Origin of the sequence: Ensifer adhaerens, from assembly GCF_001270265.1 — a bacterium.
Taxonomy (GTDB): Bacteria; Pseudomonadota; Alphaproteobacteria; order Rhizobiales; family Rhizobiaceae; genus Ensifer; species Ensifer adhaerens_B.
In genome coordinates, this window is sequence record NZ_LGAP01000001.1 from 126,625 (window position 1) to 147,450 (window position 20,826).

Sequence of the window (20,826 nt, forward strand, 5' to 3'; positions counted from 1 at the left end):
CTGTTAGCAGTCGACCGGCCCCGCCAGGTGTCCGGCAGCCTTGGCTGCCCTGGGTTTGCCGCGGTTCTGGTTGGATGGATTGCCCGTTGGACCGTCTTGGTCTATCAGGCTTATTGAGAGTACCGGTGCCAGAAAGGCGCCCAGAGAAACGAAGGTCGAGGAACTCCGACATGAGCGATATCGCAGAACGCGTAAAGAAAATTGTTATTGATCATCTTGGCGTCGACGCCGAAAAGGTCAGCGAAGGCGCAAGCTTTATCGATGACCTCGGCGCGGACTCGCTCGACACCGTCGAACTGGTCATGGCATTCGAAGAAGAATTCGGCGTCGAAATCCCGGATGATGCCGCGGATTCGATCCTGACTGTCGGCGACGCCGTCAAGTTCATCGAAAAGGCTCAGGCCTAATCTTTCACGGCCAAGCCGTAGACGGGCCGCGTTCAGCGGCCCGTACCAGCCCAGGGGAAGTGGGCTGTCTCGCGCTGAGCGCGGGTTTCTCGATCAGCAAAGCGGTCCCGCATTTCCCTCTGATCGTTGCTACAAGAACTTAAAATGGATGCACGGATCGGGTTCGTCACGCGTGGTCCGATCCGGCTCTGAAATTGAACAGTCAGGGTGGGTCGCGGACTATGAGACGTGTCGTTATCACCGGTACCGGCATGGTATCTCCCTTGGGTTGCGGAACCGAGGCAACTTGGGCGCGCCTGATCGCAGGCGACAATGCTGCGCGCAAGGTCACGGAATTCGAAGTCGAAGATCTTCCCGCGAAGATCGCGTGTCGCCTTCCGTTCGGCGATGGCTCGAACAACACTTTCAATGCCGATAACTGGATGGAACCGAAGGAACAGCGCAAGGTTGATCCTTTCATCGTCTACGCCATGGCCGCTGCCGACATGGCGCTGGCCGACGCCGGCTGGAAGCCCGAAAACGACGAAGACCAGATTGCAACCGGCGTCCTGATCGGCTCGGGCATTGGCGGTCTCGAAGGTATTGTCGAAGGCGGCTACACGCTGCGCGACAAGGGCCCTCGGCGCATTTCGCCCTTCTTCATCCCCGGCCGTCTGATCAATCTTGCCTCCGGCCAGGTTTCGATCCGCCACAAGCTGCGCGGTCCCAATCACTCTGTTGTCACCGCCTGCTCGACCGGCGCCCATGCTATCGGCGACGCAAGTCGCCTGATCGCGCTCGGCGATGCCGATGTCATGGTGGCCGGTGGCGCCGAATCGCCGATCTGCCGCATCTCGCTGGCGGGTTTTGCCGCCTGCAAGGCGCTCTCGACGCAGCACAACGACGATCCGCAGAAGGCGTCGCGTCCCTATGATGTCGACCGTGACGGTTTCGTCATGGGCGAGGGCGCCGGCATCGTGATCCTGGAAGAACTGGAACACGCCAAAGCGCGCGGCGCGAAGATCTATGCCGAAGTCGTCGGCTACGGTCTCTCCGGCGATGCCTACCACATCACAGCGCCGTCCGAAGACGGCGACGGCGCCTATCGCTGCATGCAGATGGCGCTGAAGCGTGCCGGCCTGACCGCGGCTGACGTCGACTACATCAACGCCCATGGCACCTCGACCATGGCCGACACGATCGAGCTTGGCGCCGTCGAACGGCTCGTCGGCGAGCACGCCTCGAAGATCTCGATGTCATCGACCAAATCGGCAATCGGCCACCTGCTGGGCGCTGCCGGCGCGGTGGAAGCGATCTTCTCTGTGCTGGCGATCCGCGACAACATCGCGCCGCCGACGCTGAACCTCGACAACCCCTCCGTCGAGACCAAGATCGATCTGGTGCCGCATGTTGCGCGCAAGCGCGAGATCAACATCGCGCTGTCGAATTCCTTCGGCTTCGGCGGCACAAACGCTTCGCTGGTTCTGCGCCGCTACACCGGCGTTTGATATTACCGAGGTTATCAACGGGGCGATGCTCGTCACCGCCCCGTTGATCCTGCTTTTGCCGCATTGCTCGCTACAAGCATGTAGCAGGAGGACGTGCCGCCTTTCACAGGGATTGGCGCTGCCCGACGGCTATGTTCGCGCAAGGCACATCTGACAGTTTGTTGTATTGCTATTGCCGGGCGCATGCTGGCTGTCTTCGAGCGAAACGCCGTTGACCGGCGGATGCGCCGAGACCATTTATTCCACTGCCAACCCCAAGGGATGGCTGCGGCTCAAACGTTTTGTTTATACCTGCCACGGTCCAGGCCGAAATTCGCACCGCGGCAGCTAGAATGAGGATGCGAATTTCGGGTTCGGGACAATCGTGAGCGACTCAAACGAGAACGGCGCGGCGCAATTCGGCCGCAGTGACACCGGGAACAACGGGCCGATCATTCCGAAATCGGCCAGCGAAGCCTTGCGGCCTGAGAAGGCGCCGCAGCCGCCGAAGCGTTCGCGCAAGGCGCGCAGCCAGGTCGTGATCTTCCTGAATTTCGTCATGACCGTTATCGTTTTCGTCGCGCTCGCAGCGGCGGGCACGGTCTATTATGCGATGCACCAGTACGAAAGACCGGGCCCGCTCGAAGCCAACAAGAACTTCATCGTCAGAAGCGGCGCCGGTATCAGCGAGATCGCCAGCGGCCTCGAGCGCGGCAACATCATCACCGATGGCCGCGTCTTCAGGTTCGTCTCGGAGGCTTACCTTGACAACGACACGCTGAAGGCCGGCGAATACGAGATCAAGGCTGGATCTTCGATGCAGGAGATCATGCAGCTGTTGAAATCCGGCAAGTCCATTCTCTATTCCGTATCGCTGCCCGAAGGTCTGACGGTCAAGCAGATGTTCCATCGCTTGTCCGATGACGGGGTTCTGGTCGGTGATCTGCCGCAGGAACTGCCTGCCGAAGGTTCGCTGAAGCCGGACACCTACAAATTTACCCGTGGTACCAAGCGCATTGAAATCGTCCAGCAGATGGCGGCTGCGCAGAAGATGCTGGTCGACCAGATCTGGGAAAAGCGCGATCCGAACCTCCCCGTCTCGACCGTCGAGGAGTTCGTGACCCTGGCGTCGATCGTGGAGAAGGAAACCGGGCGGGCCGACGAGCGCCCGCGTGTTGCCTCTGTCTTCATCAACCGCCTCGATAAAGGCATGCGCCTGCAGTCGGATCCGACGATCATTTACGGCATTTTCGGCGGTGAGGGGAAACCGGCGGACCGGCCGATCCTGAAGTCGGACCTGGACAAGGATACGCCCTACAACACCTACATCATCAAGGGCCTGCCGCCGACGCCGATCGCCAACCCAGGGCGCGCCGCACTGGAAGCCGTTGCCAATCCGTCGCGCACGCCAGAGCTCTACTTCGTTGCCGATGGCACGGGTGGCCACGTCTTTGCCGTGACATTGGATGAACACAACGCCAATGTTCGCCGCTGGCGCAAGGTGGAAGCCGAGAAGGCAGCCGAAGCGGCGAAGGCCGCCCAGGACGCGGCAACGACGGCGCAGCCTCAGTAACAACCGCCTGCATTGTGGACGGACGAATCACGGCGCGGATATCCCTTGCGGGATGCCGCGCCGTCGCCTTATTGCTTCTTTCAGAAAGCGCAACGGAGGTGAGGATGCCGCTCCAATCAATGACCGGCTTTGCCCGGAGAGAAGGCAGCAGCGGCCGCCATCGCTGGGCCTGGGAACTGCGCTCCGTCAACGGCAAGGGCCTCGATGTCAGGCTGCGCCTGCCGCAAGGCCTTGAACGGTTCGAGCCGGACGTGCGCCGGCTCGCTGCGGAATTTTTCTCTCGTGGAAATCTGCAGATCAGCCTGTCCGTCAGCGGGGGGGAGAGCGCGGTCGAAGCGGTGGTGAACCAGGCTGCGTTGACGGCTGTCTTGAACCTGCGCGAGCAGCTCGGCGACCTCGTGGATCCCGCGCCGCTCAAGTTCGATACGCTGCTGGCGATCCGCGGCATTGTCGACTTCCGCGAGCCCGAGGAAAGCGAAACGCAACGCGCGGCGCTCGACGACGATATTCTGACGGGTCTCAAGCTCGCTCTGACCGATCTGCGCGAGATGCGCGAGGAGGAGGGAGGGGCACTCTGTCAAATCCTGTTGGCGCAGGTCGACACCATCGAAAAGCTGACGGGAACGGTCGAGGCCGATCCCTCGCGCGGCGCTGCGGCAATTGCTGAAAGGCTGGCGCAGCAGGTGGCACTGGTGATGGGTAACGGCTCTTCGCTCGACCGGGACCGGTTGCATGCCGAAGTGGCATTGCTTGCCACCAAGGCAGACCTGAGAGAAGAGCTGGACAGGCTCGGTTCTCATATCGTCGCTGCCCGCGATCTGTTGTCAAAAGGCGGGCCGGTTGGCCGAAAGCTCGATTTCCTGGCACAGGAATTTAACCGCGAATCGAATACGATCTGTTCCAAGTCGAATGCCGCTACGGTATCCGCAGCCGGCATCGAGTTGAAGGTTGTGATCGATCAGTTCCGCGAACAGGTTCAGAATCTGGAGTAACGCATGAAATCGGCGACCCCTTCGCCCATCAAGATCGCCCGACGCGGGCTGATGCTCGTCATCTCCTCACCCTCGGGTGCGGGAAAGTCGACGATCGCGCGCAACCTGCTCGAAGCCGATCCCGAGATGAGCATCTCGGTGAGCGTCACCACGCGTCAGCGTCGCCCGAGCGAAATCGATGGACGGCACTATCACTTCAAATCGATTCGCGAGTTCGAAGCGCTGCGGGCGACCGACTCGCTGCTGGAATGGGCCGAGGTTCACGGCAACTTCTATGGCACCCCGCGCGACGCCGTCGAAGCGGCGATGGCCGCGGGTTGCGATATGCTCTTTGATATCGACTGGCAGGGCGCGCAGCAGCTTCAGGAGAAGATGGCCGGCGACGTCGTCTCGATCTTCATCCTGCCGCCGTCGATGGCCGAGCTGCAATCGCGGCTGCATCGTCGGGCCGAAGACAGCGAGGAAGTCATCGCCACCCGCCTGGCCAACTCGCGTGCTGAAATCGAACATTGGCGCGAATACGACTATATCGTTCTCAACGACGATCTCGATCGTGCCTTCTCGGCGGTGCGCGCGATCGTCGAGGCCGAGCGTCTGCGTCGAGACCGCCGCCCGGGCCTGTTCGAATTCGTCAATGGACTTCTGACGGAAAACCCGTTCTGACGGGAGGGCGTGGCCGGCGATGCCGGCCACCGCCGATATCGGTATTTGCCGGTACGCTTGTCGCGCCCGCGAAGCCGCAGCGCCCCTTCGGGCGACATGCCCTAGAGCGTTTCCGGTTTAGACGGAGTCGCAGAAACGCTCTATCTCTTTGTTTTTACGCATTTCCTGACGGAAAACCGCTTCGCACTTTTCCTGGAAATGCCCTAGAGGCAGTTTGCCAGCCGGCAGAATTCTTCAACGGAAAGTGTTTCAGCGCGCCGCTGCGGATCGATATCGGCTTTTGCCAGCAGCGCTTCGCCACCGACCGGCTTCAAGCTCTGGCGGAGCATCTTGCGGCGCTGACCGAAGGCCGCATGCGTCACTTTCTCCAGCGACGACACCGTGCACGGGATAGGATTGGTCACCGGCTCCAGATGCACCACTGAGGAGGTTACCTTGGGCGGAGGCGTGAAGGCCTGCGGCGGCACGTCGAAGGCCATGCGGGCGTTCGTCCGCCAGCCGCAGAGGACCCCCAGGCGTCCATAGTGATCGTCGTCGGCGTCCGCGACGATCCTCAAGCCCACCTCGCGCTGGAACATCAGTGTCAGCGACTGCCAGAAGGGTGGCCAGGTCTTTGGCAGGAGCCAATTGACGAGAAGCTGCGTGCCGACATTATAGGGTAGGTTGGCGATGATCTTGACGGGGCCGCCACCGCCGATCTCCTCGAAATCGATCTTGAGCGCATCGCCTTCGATGACGTCGAGCCGGTTCGGATAATGATCGGAGATTTCGGCAAGCGCCGGCAGGCAACGAGCGTCCCGTTCGATCGCCACGACCTTCTTGGCGCCAAGCGCCAGGATCGCCCGCGTCAGGCCGCCGGGGCCGGGGCCGACTTCGATGACAGTCACATCCTCGAGCGGGCCTGCCGTCCGGGCGATCTTCTGCGTGAGGTTGAGGTCGAGCAGGAAGTTCTGCCCAAGCGCCTTCTTGGCGTCGAGGCCATGGCGCTGGATTACATCCCGCAGCGGCGGGAGCCCGTCGAGAGCGGCCATCAGACGATAACTCCTGCGGCATTGTTGGAAAGCTGTGCCGCGAGCTTCAGAGCTGCAAACAGGCTCTCGTCCCGGGCGATGCCCTTACCCGCGAGGCTGAAGGCGGTACCATGGTCTGGCGACGTCCGGATGAAAGGAAGGCCGAGAGTGACATTGACGCTGTCGTCGAATCCAAGTGCCTTGGCAGGGATCAGTGCCTGATCGTGGTACATGCAGATCGCCACGTCATAGGTCGCACGGGCGCGGTCGTGAAACATCGTGTCGGCGGGCAGTGGCCCGGTCGCGTCTATGCCTTCTAAGTGCAGCCGTTCGACAACCGGACGGATGACGGCATCATCTTCGGCACCGAGTGCCCCACCTTCGCCTGCATGGGGATTGAGCCCGGCGATTGCCAGCTTCGGCCTCGATAGGCCGAAGCGTGTGCGAAGGTCCGCCGCGGTAATGATGCAGGTCCGATAGATCAGATCCGCCGTCAATTGGGCGGGCACGTCTTTCAGCGGGATGTGGATGGTCACCGGCACGGCGCGAAGCTTGGGGCCGGCCAACATCATTACCGGCAACAGGGTCTCGCCGGTGGCCCTCTCCGCGAGATCCGCAAGGTATTCGGTATGCCCCGGGAACCGGAAACCGGCTTCGTAGAGCACGGCCTTGGCGATCGGGTTGGTGACAAGGGCCGAAGCTTCGCCATCCATGACCAGCTTTACGCCTGTGTCGATCGAGCCCGTTACAGCCGGAGCATTGGCAGAATCCGCCTCGCCAGCAATGACGGGAGAAGGGCAGCGCACCGGCAGAACGGGCAAGGCATCGGCAAACGTGGAGACGGCATCCGCGCAGTCGGTCTCGCGGATAGCAACCGTATGGCCGAGCAATGCTGCCCGCGCCGCGAGAACTGTAGGGTCGCCGATGAAAACGAATGGCGGCGTCGAGCGTTCGCGGCGGCCAAGCCAAGTGGTCAGACTAAGATCCAGTCCGATCCCGGCGGGATCGCCCATGGTCAGGGCGAGGGGCCCGCCGGTCGTGTCACGCATTTTTGCCCGCTCGATCCTACTTGTTGACGATCTGCGCCTTCTTGCGCAGCTCCTCGAGGTACTTCTCGCTGTTCGGATCTTCGCCGCCAGCCTTCTTTTTGCCGATGTCCTCGGCGCGAAAGACGATCTCTGCCGCGGTGTCGTCATTGACCTGGCGCTTCTTGCAGATCGCCAGGAATTCGACGCCCTTTTCGGTCACGCGCGTTCCCGTCGTGTTGCCGTCGCCGGCCTTTTCGACGAGCGGCTTCCATTCGTCCGGCAACTGCTGGACGAGCATGCGGCCGAGATCACGGACAGAAACGTCACGGTAATTCGCCGCGAAGACCTTGGCGGTATCGCATCCCGGGAACTGGCCACGCGCCGCGTTGGCTTCCGCTTGACGCTTGCCGGTGATGGCGCCGCGCTTCTTCTCCGGAATGACGAAGATGACCTGCTTGAGATAGTATTCCGTTGTGACCGGCTTGGTGCCGCCGCCTTCCATCATCCGCTTGACGAGATCGGCGCCCTGCAGGCGATTTCCACTGCCGAAACGGAAGTTGACGGCTCGCGGCCAGCTCATCTGCACGGCGATGAACTGTTTGAAATGGTCGGAACCAACGCCGGCCTGATCGAGAATCTTCCCGAGTTGCTCCGGCGAGAGCTTGTTGCCGGCGGCAAAGCGCGCATAGGCCGCATCAACGTCCTGCGTACTGACCGACTGGCCGATCCGCGCGATCTCACCACGCTTCAGCACTTCGTCGACGAGCTGCTTCTTGGCTTCCTCTGCACCGCCACTCTGGCGTTGCAGGCGGAGGAAGGCGACGCGCTTGGCAATGTCTCCGGAGGTGATCACGGTATTGTTGACCGTTACCTTCACCTGGCTTGCAGCCTGCGCGCTCGCGCAAACGGCAATGCTCAGGCTGCCGGCCAAAGCCAGTGCCGAAAGCGTCCTCAAGATCGACATTTTCCCGCCCATCATCTTTTCCTGTCCTTCGCGCGGCCGAAGCCCGGTGCTTCGATCCGCATCCCGGCTCACGCCGTTGTTTTATCTTGTCGGAGGGAATGCATAATACATGCGGCCAAACGATGACAAGACCGTTTGGCCGGCCCCGATAGCGGGCAGAGGGGCAAACACGTGGCGAATGCCCCTCCGATCGAAGCGTCTCAATAGTAGTCCAGCTCTTCGAACCTCGTGTCGCCGACATTAACGTCGCCGAGGGTGCGGAAGCTGATGCGGGCACCGATCGACCAGTCGTTCGCAATCGTGCTGTCGGTATCGCGTTCCTCTTGGTAGACGAGCGAGAACAGCGTGTCCTGATCGTCATAGGTGATGCCGAAGCCATTGCGCGAGATGACATCGTTGTTGATGTCATAGGTTATCGCGCCGAAGACAGACCAGTAATCGTGGAACTTGTAGGCTGCCGCGGTCTGGATTTCGTCCTGGTCAGTGAGCGAGCCGTAAAGCGGCTGCGCCTCGATGCGCGTATAGGTCATTGCGGCCTGCCAGGTCAGGCCGAGATAACCCACAGTGGCATCGGCGCGACGCAGCGCCAGATCCTCTTCATCGAGGCGGCCGGAAAGGCTGGCCATCAGACCGGACGGTGCATCGACACCGAACATGGCGACGTAGTCCGAGCGCGTCGTTTCCAGACCGGAGTTCGCGCCGGCCTGCACCAGGTCTTCGGTTGCGAACGAGTTCAAGCCGCCAAGTTGGTAGGACTGGCCGACGATGCCGCGCAAGCCGTAGCCGCTGTCGAACGTTCCGGTATAGCGAAGACCGACGTTGGCGCGTGTGCCGCCTTCGATGCGGTCGAAGCCGGAGAACTTGTCGCGATCGAACAGGTTCGTCGCGTCGAAGACAAAGCTCTGCGCATCTTCGTTGGGCAGACCGCCAGCAAGCTGTTCGTCGGGGCGGGCATAGACCTGGGCGACCGGCTCGAGAACGTGGCTGCTGTTGCCGCCGACGAACAGGATCGGATAGCGCGCCTCGAGACCTGCCGTCAGCATGCGCCGTGTCGCGGCGTCACTGTTGTGGTAGTCCCCGGTATAGCCCGGACCCGGATCGGTCATGTTCAGGCCGAGCGCATCCCCGCGTGCCGCGAGCAACGGCGTCAGGACGATCCCGCCCGGAGCGATGTAGGTCCGCTTCCATTCGAGTTCGGCCGTCAGGCGATGCGACGTGCCCTCGAGGCCACGGAACCGATTGACCACGCCTGGAACGGCATCGAGATCGAGCCGGTTGCGCTTGATGTTGGTGAGGTTCACCGTTGCGGAAAGCTCGCCGCCGAGCACCGGTTGGGGTGCCTTGTAGGAATAGTCCAGAACCTGCGCGGCAGGCTGCTGGTTTTCAGCGATGCTGTTGGCGTCCGCGTCCTGGATATCGAAATAGAAGGCGCGCAGGTCGAAGTAATTCCGCTTGCCAAGCCCGGTGAGATAGGCCTGGTTGACGTAGGTCGTCCCGTCGAATGTCGACAGTTCGTAGGTCTTGGCGAAATTGTTGTCGGATTGGACGAGAACGTTCCAGCCGAAGGTCCAGCGTGGGTTGATCTCGAATTTGCCCCTGGAAGCGACCATGCCGCGGTTCGTTTCGAGCGCGTCGACCGTACCGGGTGTGAAGCGGCCCTTGTCGAGCTGGCTGATGCCGGCGAAATTCAAGGTGTGAAGGCCGTTATGGAAGCTCTGGCGGAATTCGCCTTCGAGCAGGAAGCCCTGGCGGGTCAGACCCGTCACGGTGGCGGTCGCGTCCATATAGGGCGAGATCGCCCAATAGTAGGGGACGCCCACGCCCGCGCCGAGCTTCTGCGTGTACTGAAACCTCGGGAACAGGAAGCCGCTCTTGCGCTTGACCGTGTGGTCCGGCAGTTCCATCACCGGAATATAGGCGATGGGCTTTCCGAAAAGCTCGAAGCGGGCGTTCTCCAGCCTAATCGTCCGCGTTCGTCCATTCTGGATAACGCGTTGGGCCTTGATGTGCCACAGCGAGCGGTGTTCGGGCTTCGTCGTGCAGGGCGTGCACGCCGTGTAGACAGCCTCGTTGAGGATGAACTCTTCGCCGTTCCGCCGCTCGCCGCTGGTCGCGGCAAGCCGTGTCAGATCGGTCGTCTCGATGCGCATGGCCTCGACGAAGCCGTTGCCGAAGTCATCGGTGACGTCCATCTTCTCGGCGTAGACGATATTGCCACCCGGCTCGATCAACTGGATTTCACCGGTGGCATGAATGCGGCCCGACTTCTGGTCGTACTCGACCTGCCGGGCAACCATCTTGTAGCCGCCGTAGTCGATCTGCACGTTGCCGCGCACGATCACCTTCTCGGCGTCCTTGTTGTAGACAAGCTCATTGGCGGACAGAAGCAGCTTGGCATCTTCCGGCATGTTCGGGCGCAGCGAATCAAGGCGCTCCGAAGTCTGCTGTGCGAGCGCGGGCGCGCTCATTCCCATGGCAAGTGTCTGCAGCGCCACGCCTGCGAACAGGGCAGCGTTGATCAGCTGTGTACGTTTGCGGTTGCCTACCGCCACTAGCCATCCTCCTGATTTAAAAGAATCGTCGAGCCCAGCGCCATCGCTACAACAACTGGCAACCAGGCTGCAACGAAAGGAGGCACAATACCGCTGCTCCCGAATGCTTTGACAAGCACGGTGACGACATAAAGCACGAAGCCCGAGAGGATTCCACCGAGAATTACCGAGCGCGATTGGTTGAACCGGCTAAATTTCAGCGACACGCACGCGGCGATGAGCGTCATGGCGACAAGCAGCAGCGGCAGTGACAACAGGGAGTGGAATTGGGTTTCCATGCCGTTGGTGGAAAAGCCAAAGGAGCGAGCGACTTCGATCTTCCGCGGAAGGTCAAAAAACTGAATGGAATCAGCCTTTGCAAGCCTTTCCTGAACAAACTCAGGCTTCAGATTGGTGCGCAGTTGTGCCGTTTGCAGACGGCGAGGCAGCTGTCCACTGCTCGTTTCCGTGACGTCGTTAAGAAGCCAGTAACCATCTTCGAGTTTCGCCGAGGCCGCATCCTGTCTCAGAATGATCGAACCCTGTGGATCGAAGTGGATGACGGTGACGTTCAGAAGCGTGGTGCCGCCGTCCTGAACCGAGCGCGCGCCGATGATCGTATCGGTGCCCTGATAGATCTGTCGCAGCCACGGGATCGAGCCGGCATCCGAGGTGCGCGATGAACCCAGGGCAGCAAGCAGGGCCTCTTCCTTCTTCGCGCCCCAGGCTGCGAGTGGGTTGAGCGCGAGTACGGCGAGCACGCCGAACAGGAAGGCGCCAAGGACGAAGGGGCGCAGGAACTGCCACACCGAAATGCCCGCGGCCCGTGTGACCACCAACTCGTAGCGCCGGTTGAGCGAGATCAGGGCCGCCATCGCCGAAAAGAGCGCGACGAAGGGCACCGTCTGTTGCAGGATGGTCGGGATCCGGAACGCGCTGATCAGCAACGCGCCGGTGATCGAGTAGCGCGGGAGATTTGACAGGCGGCTCGCCTGCTCGCTGAAGTCGATGATGAAGACCAGCGAAAAAATGCCGACCAGAAACCAGAAGGTTGTGACGGCGTAGCGGGTCAGGAAATAGCGGCCGAGCGTAGTGAAGATCACGATGCATTGCTCCCGTCGGATGCGGGACGAACGAGGCGAAGGCGTACCATCAGCTCGGACAGTTTTTCCTGCCAGGTCATCGGAATGTCGAGGCGACGGTTGCTGACGAGCTGGTGAATGGCCAGTGCGCCGGTCGCAAGAGGCACGATATACATCAGCGGAACGAACCAGACGGAATCTTCGGCGCTGTTGCCCGCATAGAAAGTCATCCAGCGAATGACGAGCGCAGAGCCGAGCGCGCTGACCATCGGATGGACGCGCGCCTCGCGGTGTGAGCGTGCATCGCTGCAGAAGACAAGCGCGATGAGGCCGAACAGCAGCGGGAACGTCCATTCCGTTAGACGACGGTGCAGTTCGGCGGTGAAGGCAAGTGGGTTGCCCTGATAGACCGGATCATTGGGGTCCGGATTGAAAAGATTGGGAAGGTCACGATCCTTGGCGCGGATCGTCGCTTCGCGCGTCGCCTTCGTCATGTCGGCCAGATCGAAGGCATAGGAATCGAACTTGATGATCGACACGCCGCCGTCCGGCAGTTTGCGCTGGACTTCGCCGTCCTTCATCACCAGCGCCGAGCTCTTCTCGTCCACCGCACCTTCGCGCGCGTAATAAACGAGCTCGAAAGCCGGGTTACGCGAATCGGCAACGAAAATCCCCTCAAGCACGCCGCCGCCGCGCCGGCCGCCCACCTGCACATAGAGGCCGTCGGTAATCTTGCGGAAAGCGTTCTCCTGGACAACGGAAGAAAGCAGGTCGGCGTTGGCCGTGGCCAGCATCTTGCGCACGGCGACGCGCGAATAGGGCTCGACGAAATTGTCGACCGCGAAGGAGAGGACGCTAAGGCCGGCGGCGAGATAGATGATCGGCCGGATGATCGTCATGCGCGAGCTTCCGGCGGCATTCAGCACCGTCAGCTCCGAATCGGTATTCATCGTCGTCAGCGTCTGGGTCACGCCGATCACCAAGGCGAAAGGCAGAATGATCGGCACGACCGAAGGCAGAATGAGCGTTGCCAGCTTGAGGAAGGCAAAGACGGACTGCCCGCTATCGGTAACCAGATTGACGTTGGTAAGGGCCTGCGTCGTCCACACGATGCCGAGCAACGGCAAAAGTGTCGCGAGGAACATGGTCAGGGCACGCCGGAAAATGTAGCGTTCGATCAGCTTCATGTCCGTTTCCGGTCCAAATCCCTGCTCATGTTTCTGTGCCGCACCGCTGCATCGAAACGCCTGTTTCTGCCGCCGCCATCAGCGGGAACCGAGCTTCCGTCTTACGTCCGGCGTTGCTCGAATTGTAAAGCAACTGGGATAATCTAAGGCAAAGAACCTCGGTTAACCGCATGTAAACATCTGCGGGCATCTTGCCAAGCCGTTGAAAAGCGAGAAGGGTGCGGACCACAGCTTTGACGGTGGTAGGCGCAGCGAATGTTTGTCACTGTAACCGCCCGGTAACAGGGTGGGTCGAGTAAGACCGAGAAATGCCCGGAGTTTTGTAATGTCTATGAAATTTGAGTTCACCTTTGCCAAGTCCCATCGTCCGGCAGGTGGTGTCGCCGTCCTCCTAAAGGCTGCCGCAGGCCAGGCAGCCGGCGCCGATGTCGCCGATCCGGAAGGCGTGCTGGCCAAGGCGACGAAGGTCAAGAAGTTCAGCGGCAAGGCGTTCTCCACCCTCGATATCATTGCCCCGCATGGCTCGCCGTCTGACCGGATCATCGTTCTTGGCCTCGGTGATGCTGATGCCTTGACCGATCATGATTGGCTGAAGGCAGGCGGTGCCGCAGCGGCGAAGTTGCGTGGAGCCGACAAGGCCACGATCTTCATCGACGTTCCCGATCTCGACGTCACCGGCAAGGCGGCCGCCGACTTCGCACTCGGCATGGAAATGAACGCCTACAGCTTCGACGGCTACAAGACGAAGAAGGCGGACGACGATGCCAAGCCGGCGGGCAAGCCGGTGAAGGTCACCATTGTTACCGGCACGGTGATTGCTGCGAAGAAGGCTTTTGCGACGGCGCAGACGGTCGGCGAGGGCGTCTTCCTCGCCCGCGACCTGGTCAACGAACCGGCAAACGTCCTCGGCCCGCTGGAGTTCGCCGCCAAGGCGAAGGAGCTGGAAAAGCTCGGCGTCGAGGTTGAAATCCTCACCGAAAAGGAAATGAAGAAGCTTGGAATGGGCGCACTGCTCGGCGTTGCCCAGGGCTCGACGCGTCCGCCGCGGCTGGCCGTGATGCAGTGGAAGGGCGGCAAGGCCAAGGATCGGCCGGTTGCCTTCGTCGGCAAGGGCGTCGTGTTTGACAGCGGCGGCATCTCGATCAAGCCCGCGGCCGGCATGGAAGAGATGAAGGGCGACATGGGCGGCGCCGCCGCGGTCACCGGATTGATGCACGTGCTCGCTGCCCGCCATGCCAAGGTCAATGTCGTCGGCATCATCGGGCTTGTGGAAAACATGCCGGATGGCAGCGCGCAACGCCCGGGCGACATCGTTACTTCGATGTCCGGACAGACGATCGAGGTCATCAACACCGATGCCGAGGGACGTCTCGTTCTGTGCGATGCGCTCTGGTATTGCAACGACCGCTTCAAGCCGCAGGCCATTATCGACCTTGCGACGCTGACGGGTGCCATCATGGTCGCGCTCGCGACCCATCATGCCGGGCTGTTTTCGAATGATGACCGCCTTGCCGGTCAGTTGCTGGCCGCCGGCATTGCCACGCAGGAGCGCCTGTGGCGCATGCCGCTCGGCAAGGAATACGACAAGATGATCGACAGCAAGTTTGCCGACATGAAAAACACCGGCGGACGTCATGGCGGCGCGATTACGGCGGCGCAGTTTCTGAAGCGCTTCGTTGGGGATACACCCTGGGCGCATCTCGATGTTGCCGGCACCGCCATGGGATCGCCGACCGACGAAGTCAATCAATCCTGGGGCTCGGGCTTCGGCGTTCGCCTGCTCGATGAGTTGGTCCGCGCGAGCTATGAGTCCTGAGCGGCTTTGCGAGCCGTGGTGAAGGCCGTGGAGAGATCGGTATGACCGAGATCCTTTTCTATCACCTGACGGAATCGAAGCTCGAGGATGCGCTTCCGCCGCTGCTCGACAAGAGCGTCGAGCGCGGCTGGAGGGTGGTGGTGCAGACGGTCGATGCCGAGAGGCGGGACGCGCTCGACACGCATCTCTGGGTTTACCGGGACGAAAGCTTCCTGCCGCATGGGACCGACGCCGGTGAACTGGCTGCCGAGCAACCGGTTCTGCTGGTGGCCGACGACGGCAACCACAACGCAGCAACCGTTCGCTTCGTCATCGATGGTGCCAATCCGCCACCGGTGGAGACTTACGAGCGGATTGTGTTCATGTTCGACGGCTACGACCAGGAACAGCTCGAAGCCGCCCGCGGTCACTGGAAACGGCTGAAAGGCGAGGGCCACAGCCTCACCTATTGGCAACAGAACCGCGACGGGCGCTGGGAAAAGAAAGCCTGAACGACGCAACCGAACTGCTTCATGACGAAAAGGCCCGCGGTAAACCGCGGGCTTTGTCTTTCCATCTCTTGCCTACGCTTAATCGTGGAAGGCTTCGACGAATTTGCGTCGGCCAAGCATGAACGCATCGGCGACGTGGCGCAGCGGCGCCAGATCGACGTCCGAGGTCTTGGCCCTGATGATTTCGGCGAAACGCTTGTAGAGCATCGGATATTCCTGTTCCGGCTCCTCATGCACGATCTTGCCGTCGAGCGAGAGCTTTGCACCACCTTCCGAAAGCACCATTTCTCCGGCATCGGTCTCAGCGACGATGTCCCAGCTCTGTTTGCCGGTCTGGCGCCAGTCGAACTCTGCAGAAACGGCCAGCTTGTTCGCATCGGTGAAGGCGATCGTGGCAGCGATCGGGGCGTCGCGGTTTTCCGGGAATTCCAGCGTGGCTGCGGTAATGAACAGCGGCCGCGGCAGGATGTGCGTCACGATCGACAACGCGTTGATGCCCGGATCGAAGATGCCGAGGCCACCCGCGGCCCAGATCCATTCCTGGTTCGGGTGCCAGTGGCGCACATCTTCCTTCCAGATGATTTTTACATCGCGGATTGTCGTTGCCGCGAGAAACGATTTCGCCGCCTCTACGGCCGGCGCATAACGCGAATGCCAGCTTGCAAACAGCGACAGCCCCTTGGAAGCAGCCAGGGCTTCCAGATCCGCGACTTCGCTCAACGTGGCGCCGGGCGGTTTTTCGAGGAAGACGTGCTTGCCGGCATCAAGCGCGGTGCGCGCCGCCTCGTATCGGTATTGCGGCGGCATGCAGAGCGATACCGCTTCGATTGCTGGAACGGCCTCCAGCATCGCCTCGATCGACTTGAAATTATCGATGCCATCGACGGTGCCGTGGCGGCTTGCTGCGGCAATCAGATGGTAGTCGCCGTTCTTGGCAATGGCCGGCAGATGCTGGTCACGAACGATCTTGCCGACGCCGACAAGCGCGATTTGAATTGGAGGCATGGTGTTTCGCTCATATTAGTATGATTTATTGTCGGTTCTTGTAGCAGATTGCGCGGCGCGGGCAAGCACTGCCGAAGAGATGTGAGCCCGGTTTGCCGAACGGCAAACAAACGGGACCCGGCCCATTCTCTCTGGCCTCCTGTGCCCTAGCTTCTACAATCCATGATGCCGATCCACATGGCCAGCAAACGCGACACGCGTGGAAGCCGGCAGAACGAGGAGAGATTATGCACCATCAAATCCGTCATGCCAGCCGCGACGAGCTCGATGCCATCATCGATTGGGCGGCCCGCGAAGGCTGGAACCCGGGGCTAGACGATGCGGCGGCATTCTGGGCGGCGGACTCGGAAGGGTACTGGGTGGCGGAGCGCGAGGACAAGCTGGCTGCCTCCATTTCGCTGGTGCGCTATGACGAGAACTATGCCTTTCTCGGTTTCTACATAACGGCACCGGATTTTCGCCGGCAGGGCATCGGCAGCCAGATGTGGCAGCAGGCTTTGGCGGCAGCCGGACAACGCATCGTCGGTCTCGATGGCGTCGTTGCCGAGCAGGAGAACTACCGCCGGTCCGGCTTTGTCCTCGCCCACGCCAATATTCGCTATGGAGGCATCATCGACGTGGTCGAACCTCCGGGCACGGACCTGGTGGAGGTCGCGCCCGTCCACATGCCGATGCTGATCGACTACGACCGCGTCTTCATGCCAGCCCGGCGCGACGCCTTTCTCACCGAATGGCTGAGGCAGGGCCGGACGCGTCGAAGCATTGTGTTGCTTCGGGACGGCGCGATTGCCGGCTATGGCACGCTGCGCGCCTGCCGGCAGGGCTACAGGATCGGCCCGCTCTTTTCCGAAAGCGAGACGACCGCCGACCTGGTGTTTCGCAAGCTGGCCGCGACGGTGAAGGGGGAGGAAGTTTATCTCGACATTCCCGAGCCGAATGTCTCGGCGCGGGCACTGTGCGAGCGCTACAACATGAAGCCGGTTTTCGAAACGGCGCGGATGTATCGCGGCATCGCGCCCGATCTGCCGCTTGCCCGGATCTACGGCATCACCACGTTCGAACTCGGCTGACCGGCGATCACCCGTCGGAAAGGCCAGTTCGAAAGCGTGGCATCAACTGGCCATCGCGTCTTCGTATTCGGCCGAGAGCTCAAGCCATTGTTCCTCGGCATGCGCAAGCTTTTCGACTGCGTCGGAGCGCTCCTTGGCCTTATGTGCGGCTTTCGCCGGCGACTTTTCGTAGAGCGCGGGGTCGGCGAGTTCAGTGTCGAGCGCCTGAATCACTTTCTCCAGTTTTCCTGTCAGCGATTCGATTTCGTTGATCTTTTTCCTCAACGGGGCAAGCGACGCGCGCTTGTCCGCATTGGCCTTGCGCTGGTCCGCCTTGGACAGGGAGTCGTCCGCTCCGTTAACCTTCGGCTTGTCTTCCTTCGCCTTCGGGCCGCCAACGATCAGGCTTCGATAGTCTTCCAGGTCGCCATCGTAGCTTGTCACCGTTCCGTCCCGCACGAGCCACAGCCGGTCGGCAGTGGCCTCGATCAGGTGGCGGTCGTGCGAAATCAGGATCACGGCACCGGAATAGTCGTTGAGCGCGGTGATCAACGCATTGCGGCTGTCGATATCCAAATGGTTGGTCGGCTCGTCGAGGATCAGGAGGTTGGGTGCGTCAAAGGCAGCAAGCCCCATCAGCAGGCGCGCCTTTTCGCCGCCCGAGAGGTCCTTGGCGGGCGTCTCCATCTTCTCGGTCGCCAGCCCCATCTGCGCCACGCGGGCGCGCACCTTGGCTTCCGGCGCTTCCGGCATCCGGCGACGCACGTGCTCGACGGCGCTTTGCGTCGGGATCAGATCGTCCAGCTGGTGCTGGGCGAAGAAACCGACCTTGAGGTTCGGCGCGATCTTCAGTTCGCCGGATTCAGGCGCAAGCCGCCCGGAGATGAACTTGGCGAAAGTCGACTTGCCGTTGCCGTTTGACCCGAGCAGGGCGATGCGATCGTCGGTGTCGATCCGGAGATTCAGGCGCTTGAGGATCGGTTTGCCGGGCTCGTATCCGACGGTGCCGCCGGTGGCGGCGATGATCGGCGACGCGGCTTCCTTCTCCGGGTCGGGGAAGGAAAAGCCCTGGACGTGATCCTCGATCACCGCCGCGATCGTGCCCATACGCTCCAGCGCCTTCACGCGGCTCTGCGCCTGGCGGGCCTTGGTGGCCTTGGCCTTGAAGCGGTCGATGAAGCTCTGAAGGTGCTTGCGTGCGGCGTCGTTCTTGGCCTTCGCCTTCATCTGCAGCTCGTCGGCTTCCGCCTTCTGCCGCTCGAACTGGTCGTAGGGCCCGCGATAGAAGGTGAGCTTCTTCTGGTCGAGATGCACGATGGCATTGACCGCCGTGTTCAACAGGTCACGGTCGTGGCTGATGATGATGACGGTGTGCGGATAGCGGCGAATGTAATCCTCGAGCCACAGCGTGCCTTCAAGATCGAGATAGTTGGTCGGCTCGTCGAGCAGCAGCAGGTCCGGCTCGGAAAAGAGTACGCCTGCGAGCGCCACCCGCATCCGCCAACCGCCGGAGAAGGAAGAGGCCGGGCGCAGCTGTGCTTCGTGATCGAAGCCGAGACCGGCGAGAATGCTCGCGGCACGCGCTTCCGCCGAGTGGGCGCCGATATCGGCAAGCCGCATCTGAATCTCGGCAATGCGGTGCGGATCGGTCGCGGTCTCCGCTTCAGCGACCAGCGCCGTGCGCTCCTTGTCAGCCTTCAGCACGATCTCGATCAGCGGCTCCTCGGTGCCGGGCGCTTCCTGGGCGACCTGGCCGATCCGCGCGTTCTTGGGCAGCGAAATCGTACCGGCTTCCGAAGCGAACTCACCGGTAATGATGCGGAACAGCGTCGATTTGCCGGCGCCGTTTCGTCCCACAAGCCCGGCCTTCGTGCCTGACGGCAGCGTCACGGATGCGTTTTCGATGAGGAGACGGCCCGCGATGCGGGCGGAAAGGCCGGAAATCTGGATCATTGCGGCCTTTTGCCCGGACTCAGGCCGGAAGGCAAGAGCTGCGTGGCGACTGCTATTTCGGCCAAGCGCGTGGAGGTCTGGTTCGTGGTTTTCAAGGGGCCATTGTTATCAATTCATGAACAACGCGTTCCGACAATCGATACTACACATCCTCATCGTGAGGGACCATCTGTTTAAGCGAAGGGCAGCGAAAGGCTCTTCCGGCCGCCTCGATCGACTGAACGCCATCGGCAAGGCCACCGCGTTCCAGAAAAGACCGATCCGGCCAGACGTAGTTTTGATGAAACCCTCGTTCAAGCGAACGAGCCTCCCAGGAGCAAAGACGATGAAATCCACGATCCACACCGCACTCGCCGCAGCCCTCGTTGCAACTGCCGTTCTCGGCGGCGCCTCCGCGGCATTTGCTGGCGGCAGCTATTACGAAGGCATCAGCCCGACGCCGCTCTTTACCGAACGCGCTCCCAAGGCGGCCGGTAGCTCCACCCTGAATATCCGCGGCTCGGAAGCCGGGTACGTCGACCGCACCTCCACCGGTTCGGTCAACAATTACGACGCCAGCCCGCGGGTTGTTCAGGGTGGCGAAGGCGAATACTACCAGGGCATCTCCCGCTAAGGCGCATTCCGTCGCCGGTCATGGGGCCACCAGCCCCGTGACATTTCATCCCGATCAAGGAAGAGACCTATGAACAAGTCCATCGCAACGCTTCTCGTTGCAGCGGCGACGTTGGCCGGCACATCTGCCGCATTTGCCGGCGGCAGCTACTATGAAGGCGTCAGCTCGACGCCGCTTTTCACCGGCCGTGCTGCAGCTTCGGCAGGTGCCGGCGCATCGGCAAGCACGATCGACGGTGGTGATTACTACGCCGGTATCGAGAACAAGTCGGTCGACGGTACGGCGACAGGCGCGATTGCCAGCGGCCGCGCAAAGGCCTTCGGCAAGGCCAGCCAGGACAGTCAGTAACCCACGCCAAACGGACGACCAAACAACCCGGTCCCGCCAAGCGGGGCCGGGTTATCTCGTTTTGGCGTTGCCAATGAGGTGATTTGCCATGACAGAAAAAATTCAAGTCGCGGAGCGGCTTTTTGAGCTTTATCACCGCGTCCATCGCCTGGTGAACGCGTCCATGAGTGAAGAAGGCGTCTCGCTCGCGCGCAGCAAGTTCCTGTTCTATCTCAGCGAACTCGGGCCCTGTCGTTGCGCGGACATCGCTTCGGCACTCAGCTTTGCCCCGCGAACCGTAACCGAGGCGATTGACGGGCTGGAACGGGACGGGATGGTCATCCGCGAGCCGGACCCCGAGGACCGGCGGGCGAAGATCATTTCGATTACCGATCTTGGACGGGCCGGTCTCGAAGCGGCCCTCCAGCCACGTCGCCAGGTGATCGAGGAGCTTTTCTCGGCTCTTGATGATGGTGAGCGCACGGATCTTTATCGTCTGCTCGGTCGGCTCGGCGAGAAGGCTTGCGAAATCGGCGCTAGCCGGATGGCCGTGCATGAACGGCAGTCAGAGGCCGCGTAGGGAAAGCCGCACGCGATTACAGCGCCGCGCGTCAAATATGACGCGCTAAGGACGCTGTAACACTTTAAACTTGCTGCATAATTTTATCC

The 20,826-nt window shown here is 61.4% G+C and carries 19 protein-coding genes; 11 read left to right on the plus strand and 8 right to left on the minus strand.

Going from position 1 to position 20,826, the window contains the following annotated elements; all coding sequences use genetic code 11:
- Positions 1-170 precede the first annotated feature (170 nt).
- The 5 genes from AC244_RS00575 (at position 171) to gmk (ending at position 5,101) form a co-directional block, all read left to right on the plus strand.
- Positions 171-407 carry an acyl carrier protein gene (locus tag AC244_RS00575; protein ID WP_003531676.1) on the plus strand — a complete coding sequence of 79 codons (237 nt, stop codon included), beginning with the start codon at positions 171-173 and terminating at the stop codon, positions 405-407.
- Between the two features lie 221 nt (positions 408-628).
- Positions 629-1,894 (plus strand): beta-ketoacyl-ACP synthase II, encoded by a 1,266-nt coding sequence (fabF, locus tag AC244_RS00580; RefSeq protein WP_053246920.1) that lies wholly within the window; start codon positions 629-631, stop codon positions 1,892-1,894.
- 364 nt (positions 1,895-2,258) lie between these two features.
- On the plus strand, positions 2,259-3,446 hold the full coding sequence (gene mltG, locus AC244_RS00585; RefSeq protein ID WP_053246921.1) for an endolytic transglycosylase MltG: 1,188 nt from the start codon (positions 2,259-2,261) through the stop codon (positions 3,444-3,446).
- 104 nt (positions 3,447-3,550) lie between these two features.
- Entirely contained in the window at positions 3,551-4,438 is an 888-nt protein-coding gene (locus AC244_RS00590) for a YicC/YloC family endoribonuclease (protein ID WP_053246922.1), read from the plus strand.
- A gap of 3 nt (positions 4,439-4,441) precedes the next feature.
- A complete protein-coding gene (gene gmk / locus AC244_RS00595; RefSeq protein ID WP_053246923.1) occupies positions 4,442-5,101 on the plus strand; it encodes a guanylate kinase in 660 nt (219 codons plus the stop codon).
- Between the two features lie 203 nt (positions 5,102-5,304).
- Here gmk and rsmA read toward each other — a convergent pair whose 3' ends face one another.
- The 6 genes from rsmA to lptF all read right to left on the minus strand — a co-directional run bounded on the left by rsmA (position 5,305) and on the right by lptF (position 12,903).
- Positions 5,305-6,132 carry a 16S rRNA (adenine(1518)-N(6)/adenine(1519)-N(6))-dimethyltransferase RsmA gene (rsmA, locus tag AC244_RS00600; RefSeq protein WP_053246924.1) on the minus strand — a complete coding sequence of 276 codons (828 nt, stop codon included), beginning with the start codon at positions 6,130-6,132 and terminating at the stop codon, positions 5,305-5,307.
- The gene (gene pdxA, locus AC244_RS00605; RefSeq protein ID WP_053246925.1) at positions 6,132-7,160 is read right to left on the minus strand and encodes a 4-hydroxythreonine-4-phosphate dehydrogenase PdxA; all 1,029 of its coding nucleotides are present in this window, start codon (positions 7,158-7,160) and stop codon (positions 6,132-6,134) included. The genes rsmA and pdxA overlap by 1 nt, the downstream gene beginning before the upstream one ends.
- Positions 7,161-7,176: 16 nt before the next feature.
- Positions 7,177-8,118 (minus strand): peptidylprolyl isomerase, encoded by a 942-nt coding sequence (locus AC244_RS00610; RefSeq protein ID WP_053246926.1) that lies wholly within the window; start codon positions 8,116-8,118, stop codon positions 7,177-7,179.
- A 185-nt stretch (positions 8,119-8,303) separates the two neighbouring features.
- Positions 8,304-10,655: an LPS-assembly protein LptD gene (locus AC244_RS00615; RefSeq protein ID WP_053246927.1), complete on the minus strand. Its 2,352-nt coding sequence runs from the start codon at positions 10,653-10,655 to the stop codon at positions 8,304-8,306.
- A complete protein-coding gene (gene lptG, locus AC244_RS00620) occupies positions 10,655-11,737 on the minus strand; it encodes an LPS export ABC transporter permease LptG (protein ID WP_053246928.1) in 1,083 nt (360 codons plus the stop codon). Before lptG ends, AC244_RS00615 begins: the two co-directional genes overlap by 1 nt.
- Complete coding sequence (gene lptF / locus AC244_RS00625) at positions 11,734-12,903, minus strand: LPS export ABC transporter permease LptF (RefSeq protein WP_053246929.1); 1,170 nt, start codon at positions 12,901-12,903, stop codon at positions 11,734-11,736. Before lptF ends, lptG begins: the two co-directional genes overlap by 4 nt.
- A gap of 325 nt (positions 12,904-13,228) precedes the next feature.
- On the opposite strand from lptF, the gene AC244_RS00630 reads away from it, so the two are divergent.
- Both AC244_RS00630 and AC244_RS00635 read left to right on the plus strand, forming a co-directional pair.
- Entirely contained in the window at positions 13,229-14,719 is a 1,491-nt protein-coding gene (locus AC244_RS00630) for a leucyl aminopeptidase (RefSeq protein WP_053246930.1), read from the plus strand.
- A 41-nt stretch (positions 14,720-14,760) separates the two neighbouring features.
- Entirely contained in the window at positions 14,761-15,210 is a 450-nt protein-coding gene (locus AC244_RS00635; RefSeq protein ID WP_053246931.1) for a DNA polymerase III subunit chi, read from the plus strand.
- Positions 15,211-15,288: 78 nt separating this feature from the next.
- Here AC244_RS00635 and AC244_RS00640 read toward each other — a convergent pair whose 3' ends face one another.
- A complete protein-coding gene (locus AC244_RS00640; RefSeq protein ID WP_053246932.1) occupies positions 15,289-16,215 on the minus strand; it encodes a Gfo/Idh/MocA family protein in 927 nt (308 codons plus the stop codon).
- Positions 16,216-16,442: 227 nt separating this feature from the next.
- Between AC244_RS00640 and AC244_RS00645 the strand changes: the two genes are divergently transcribed.
- Entirely contained in the window at positions 16,443-17,285 is an 843-nt protein-coding gene (locus AC244_RS00645; protein WP_053246933.1) for a GNAT family N-acetyltransferase, read from the plus strand.
- Between the two features lie 42 nt (positions 17,286-17,327).
- Here AC244_RS00645 and AC244_RS00650 read toward each other — a convergent pair whose 3' ends face one another.
- On the minus strand, positions 17,328-19,217 hold the full coding sequence (locus tag AC244_RS00650; protein WP_053246934.1) for an ABC-F family ATP-binding cassette domain-containing protein: 1,890 nt from the start codon (positions 19,215-19,217) through the stop codon (positions 17,328-17,330).
- A 325-nt stretch (positions 19,218-19,542) separates the two neighbouring features.
- Between AC244_RS00650 and AC244_RS00655 the strand changes: the two genes are divergently transcribed.
- From AC244_RS00655 to AC244_RS00665, 3 genes are all read left to right on the plus strand, one after another.
- Entirely contained in the window at positions 19,543-19,830 is a 288-nt protein-coding gene (locus tag AC244_RS00655) for a hypothetical protein (RefSeq protein ID WP_053246935.1), read from the plus strand.
- Between the two features lie 69 nt (positions 19,831-19,899).
- On the plus strand, positions 19,900-20,178 hold the full coding sequence (locus tag AC244_RS00660; protein WP_053246936.1) for a hypothetical protein: 279 nt from the start codon (positions 19,900-19,902) through the stop codon (positions 20,176-20,178).
- Positions 20,179-20,266: 88 nt separating this feature from the next.
- Complete coding sequence (locus tag AC244_RS00665; RefSeq protein ID WP_053246937.1) at positions 20,267-20,737, plus strand: MarR family winged helix-turn-helix transcriptional regulator; 471 nt, start codon at positions 20,267-20,269, stop codon at positions 20,735-20,737.
- Positions 20,738-20,826: the final 89 nt, after the last annotated feature.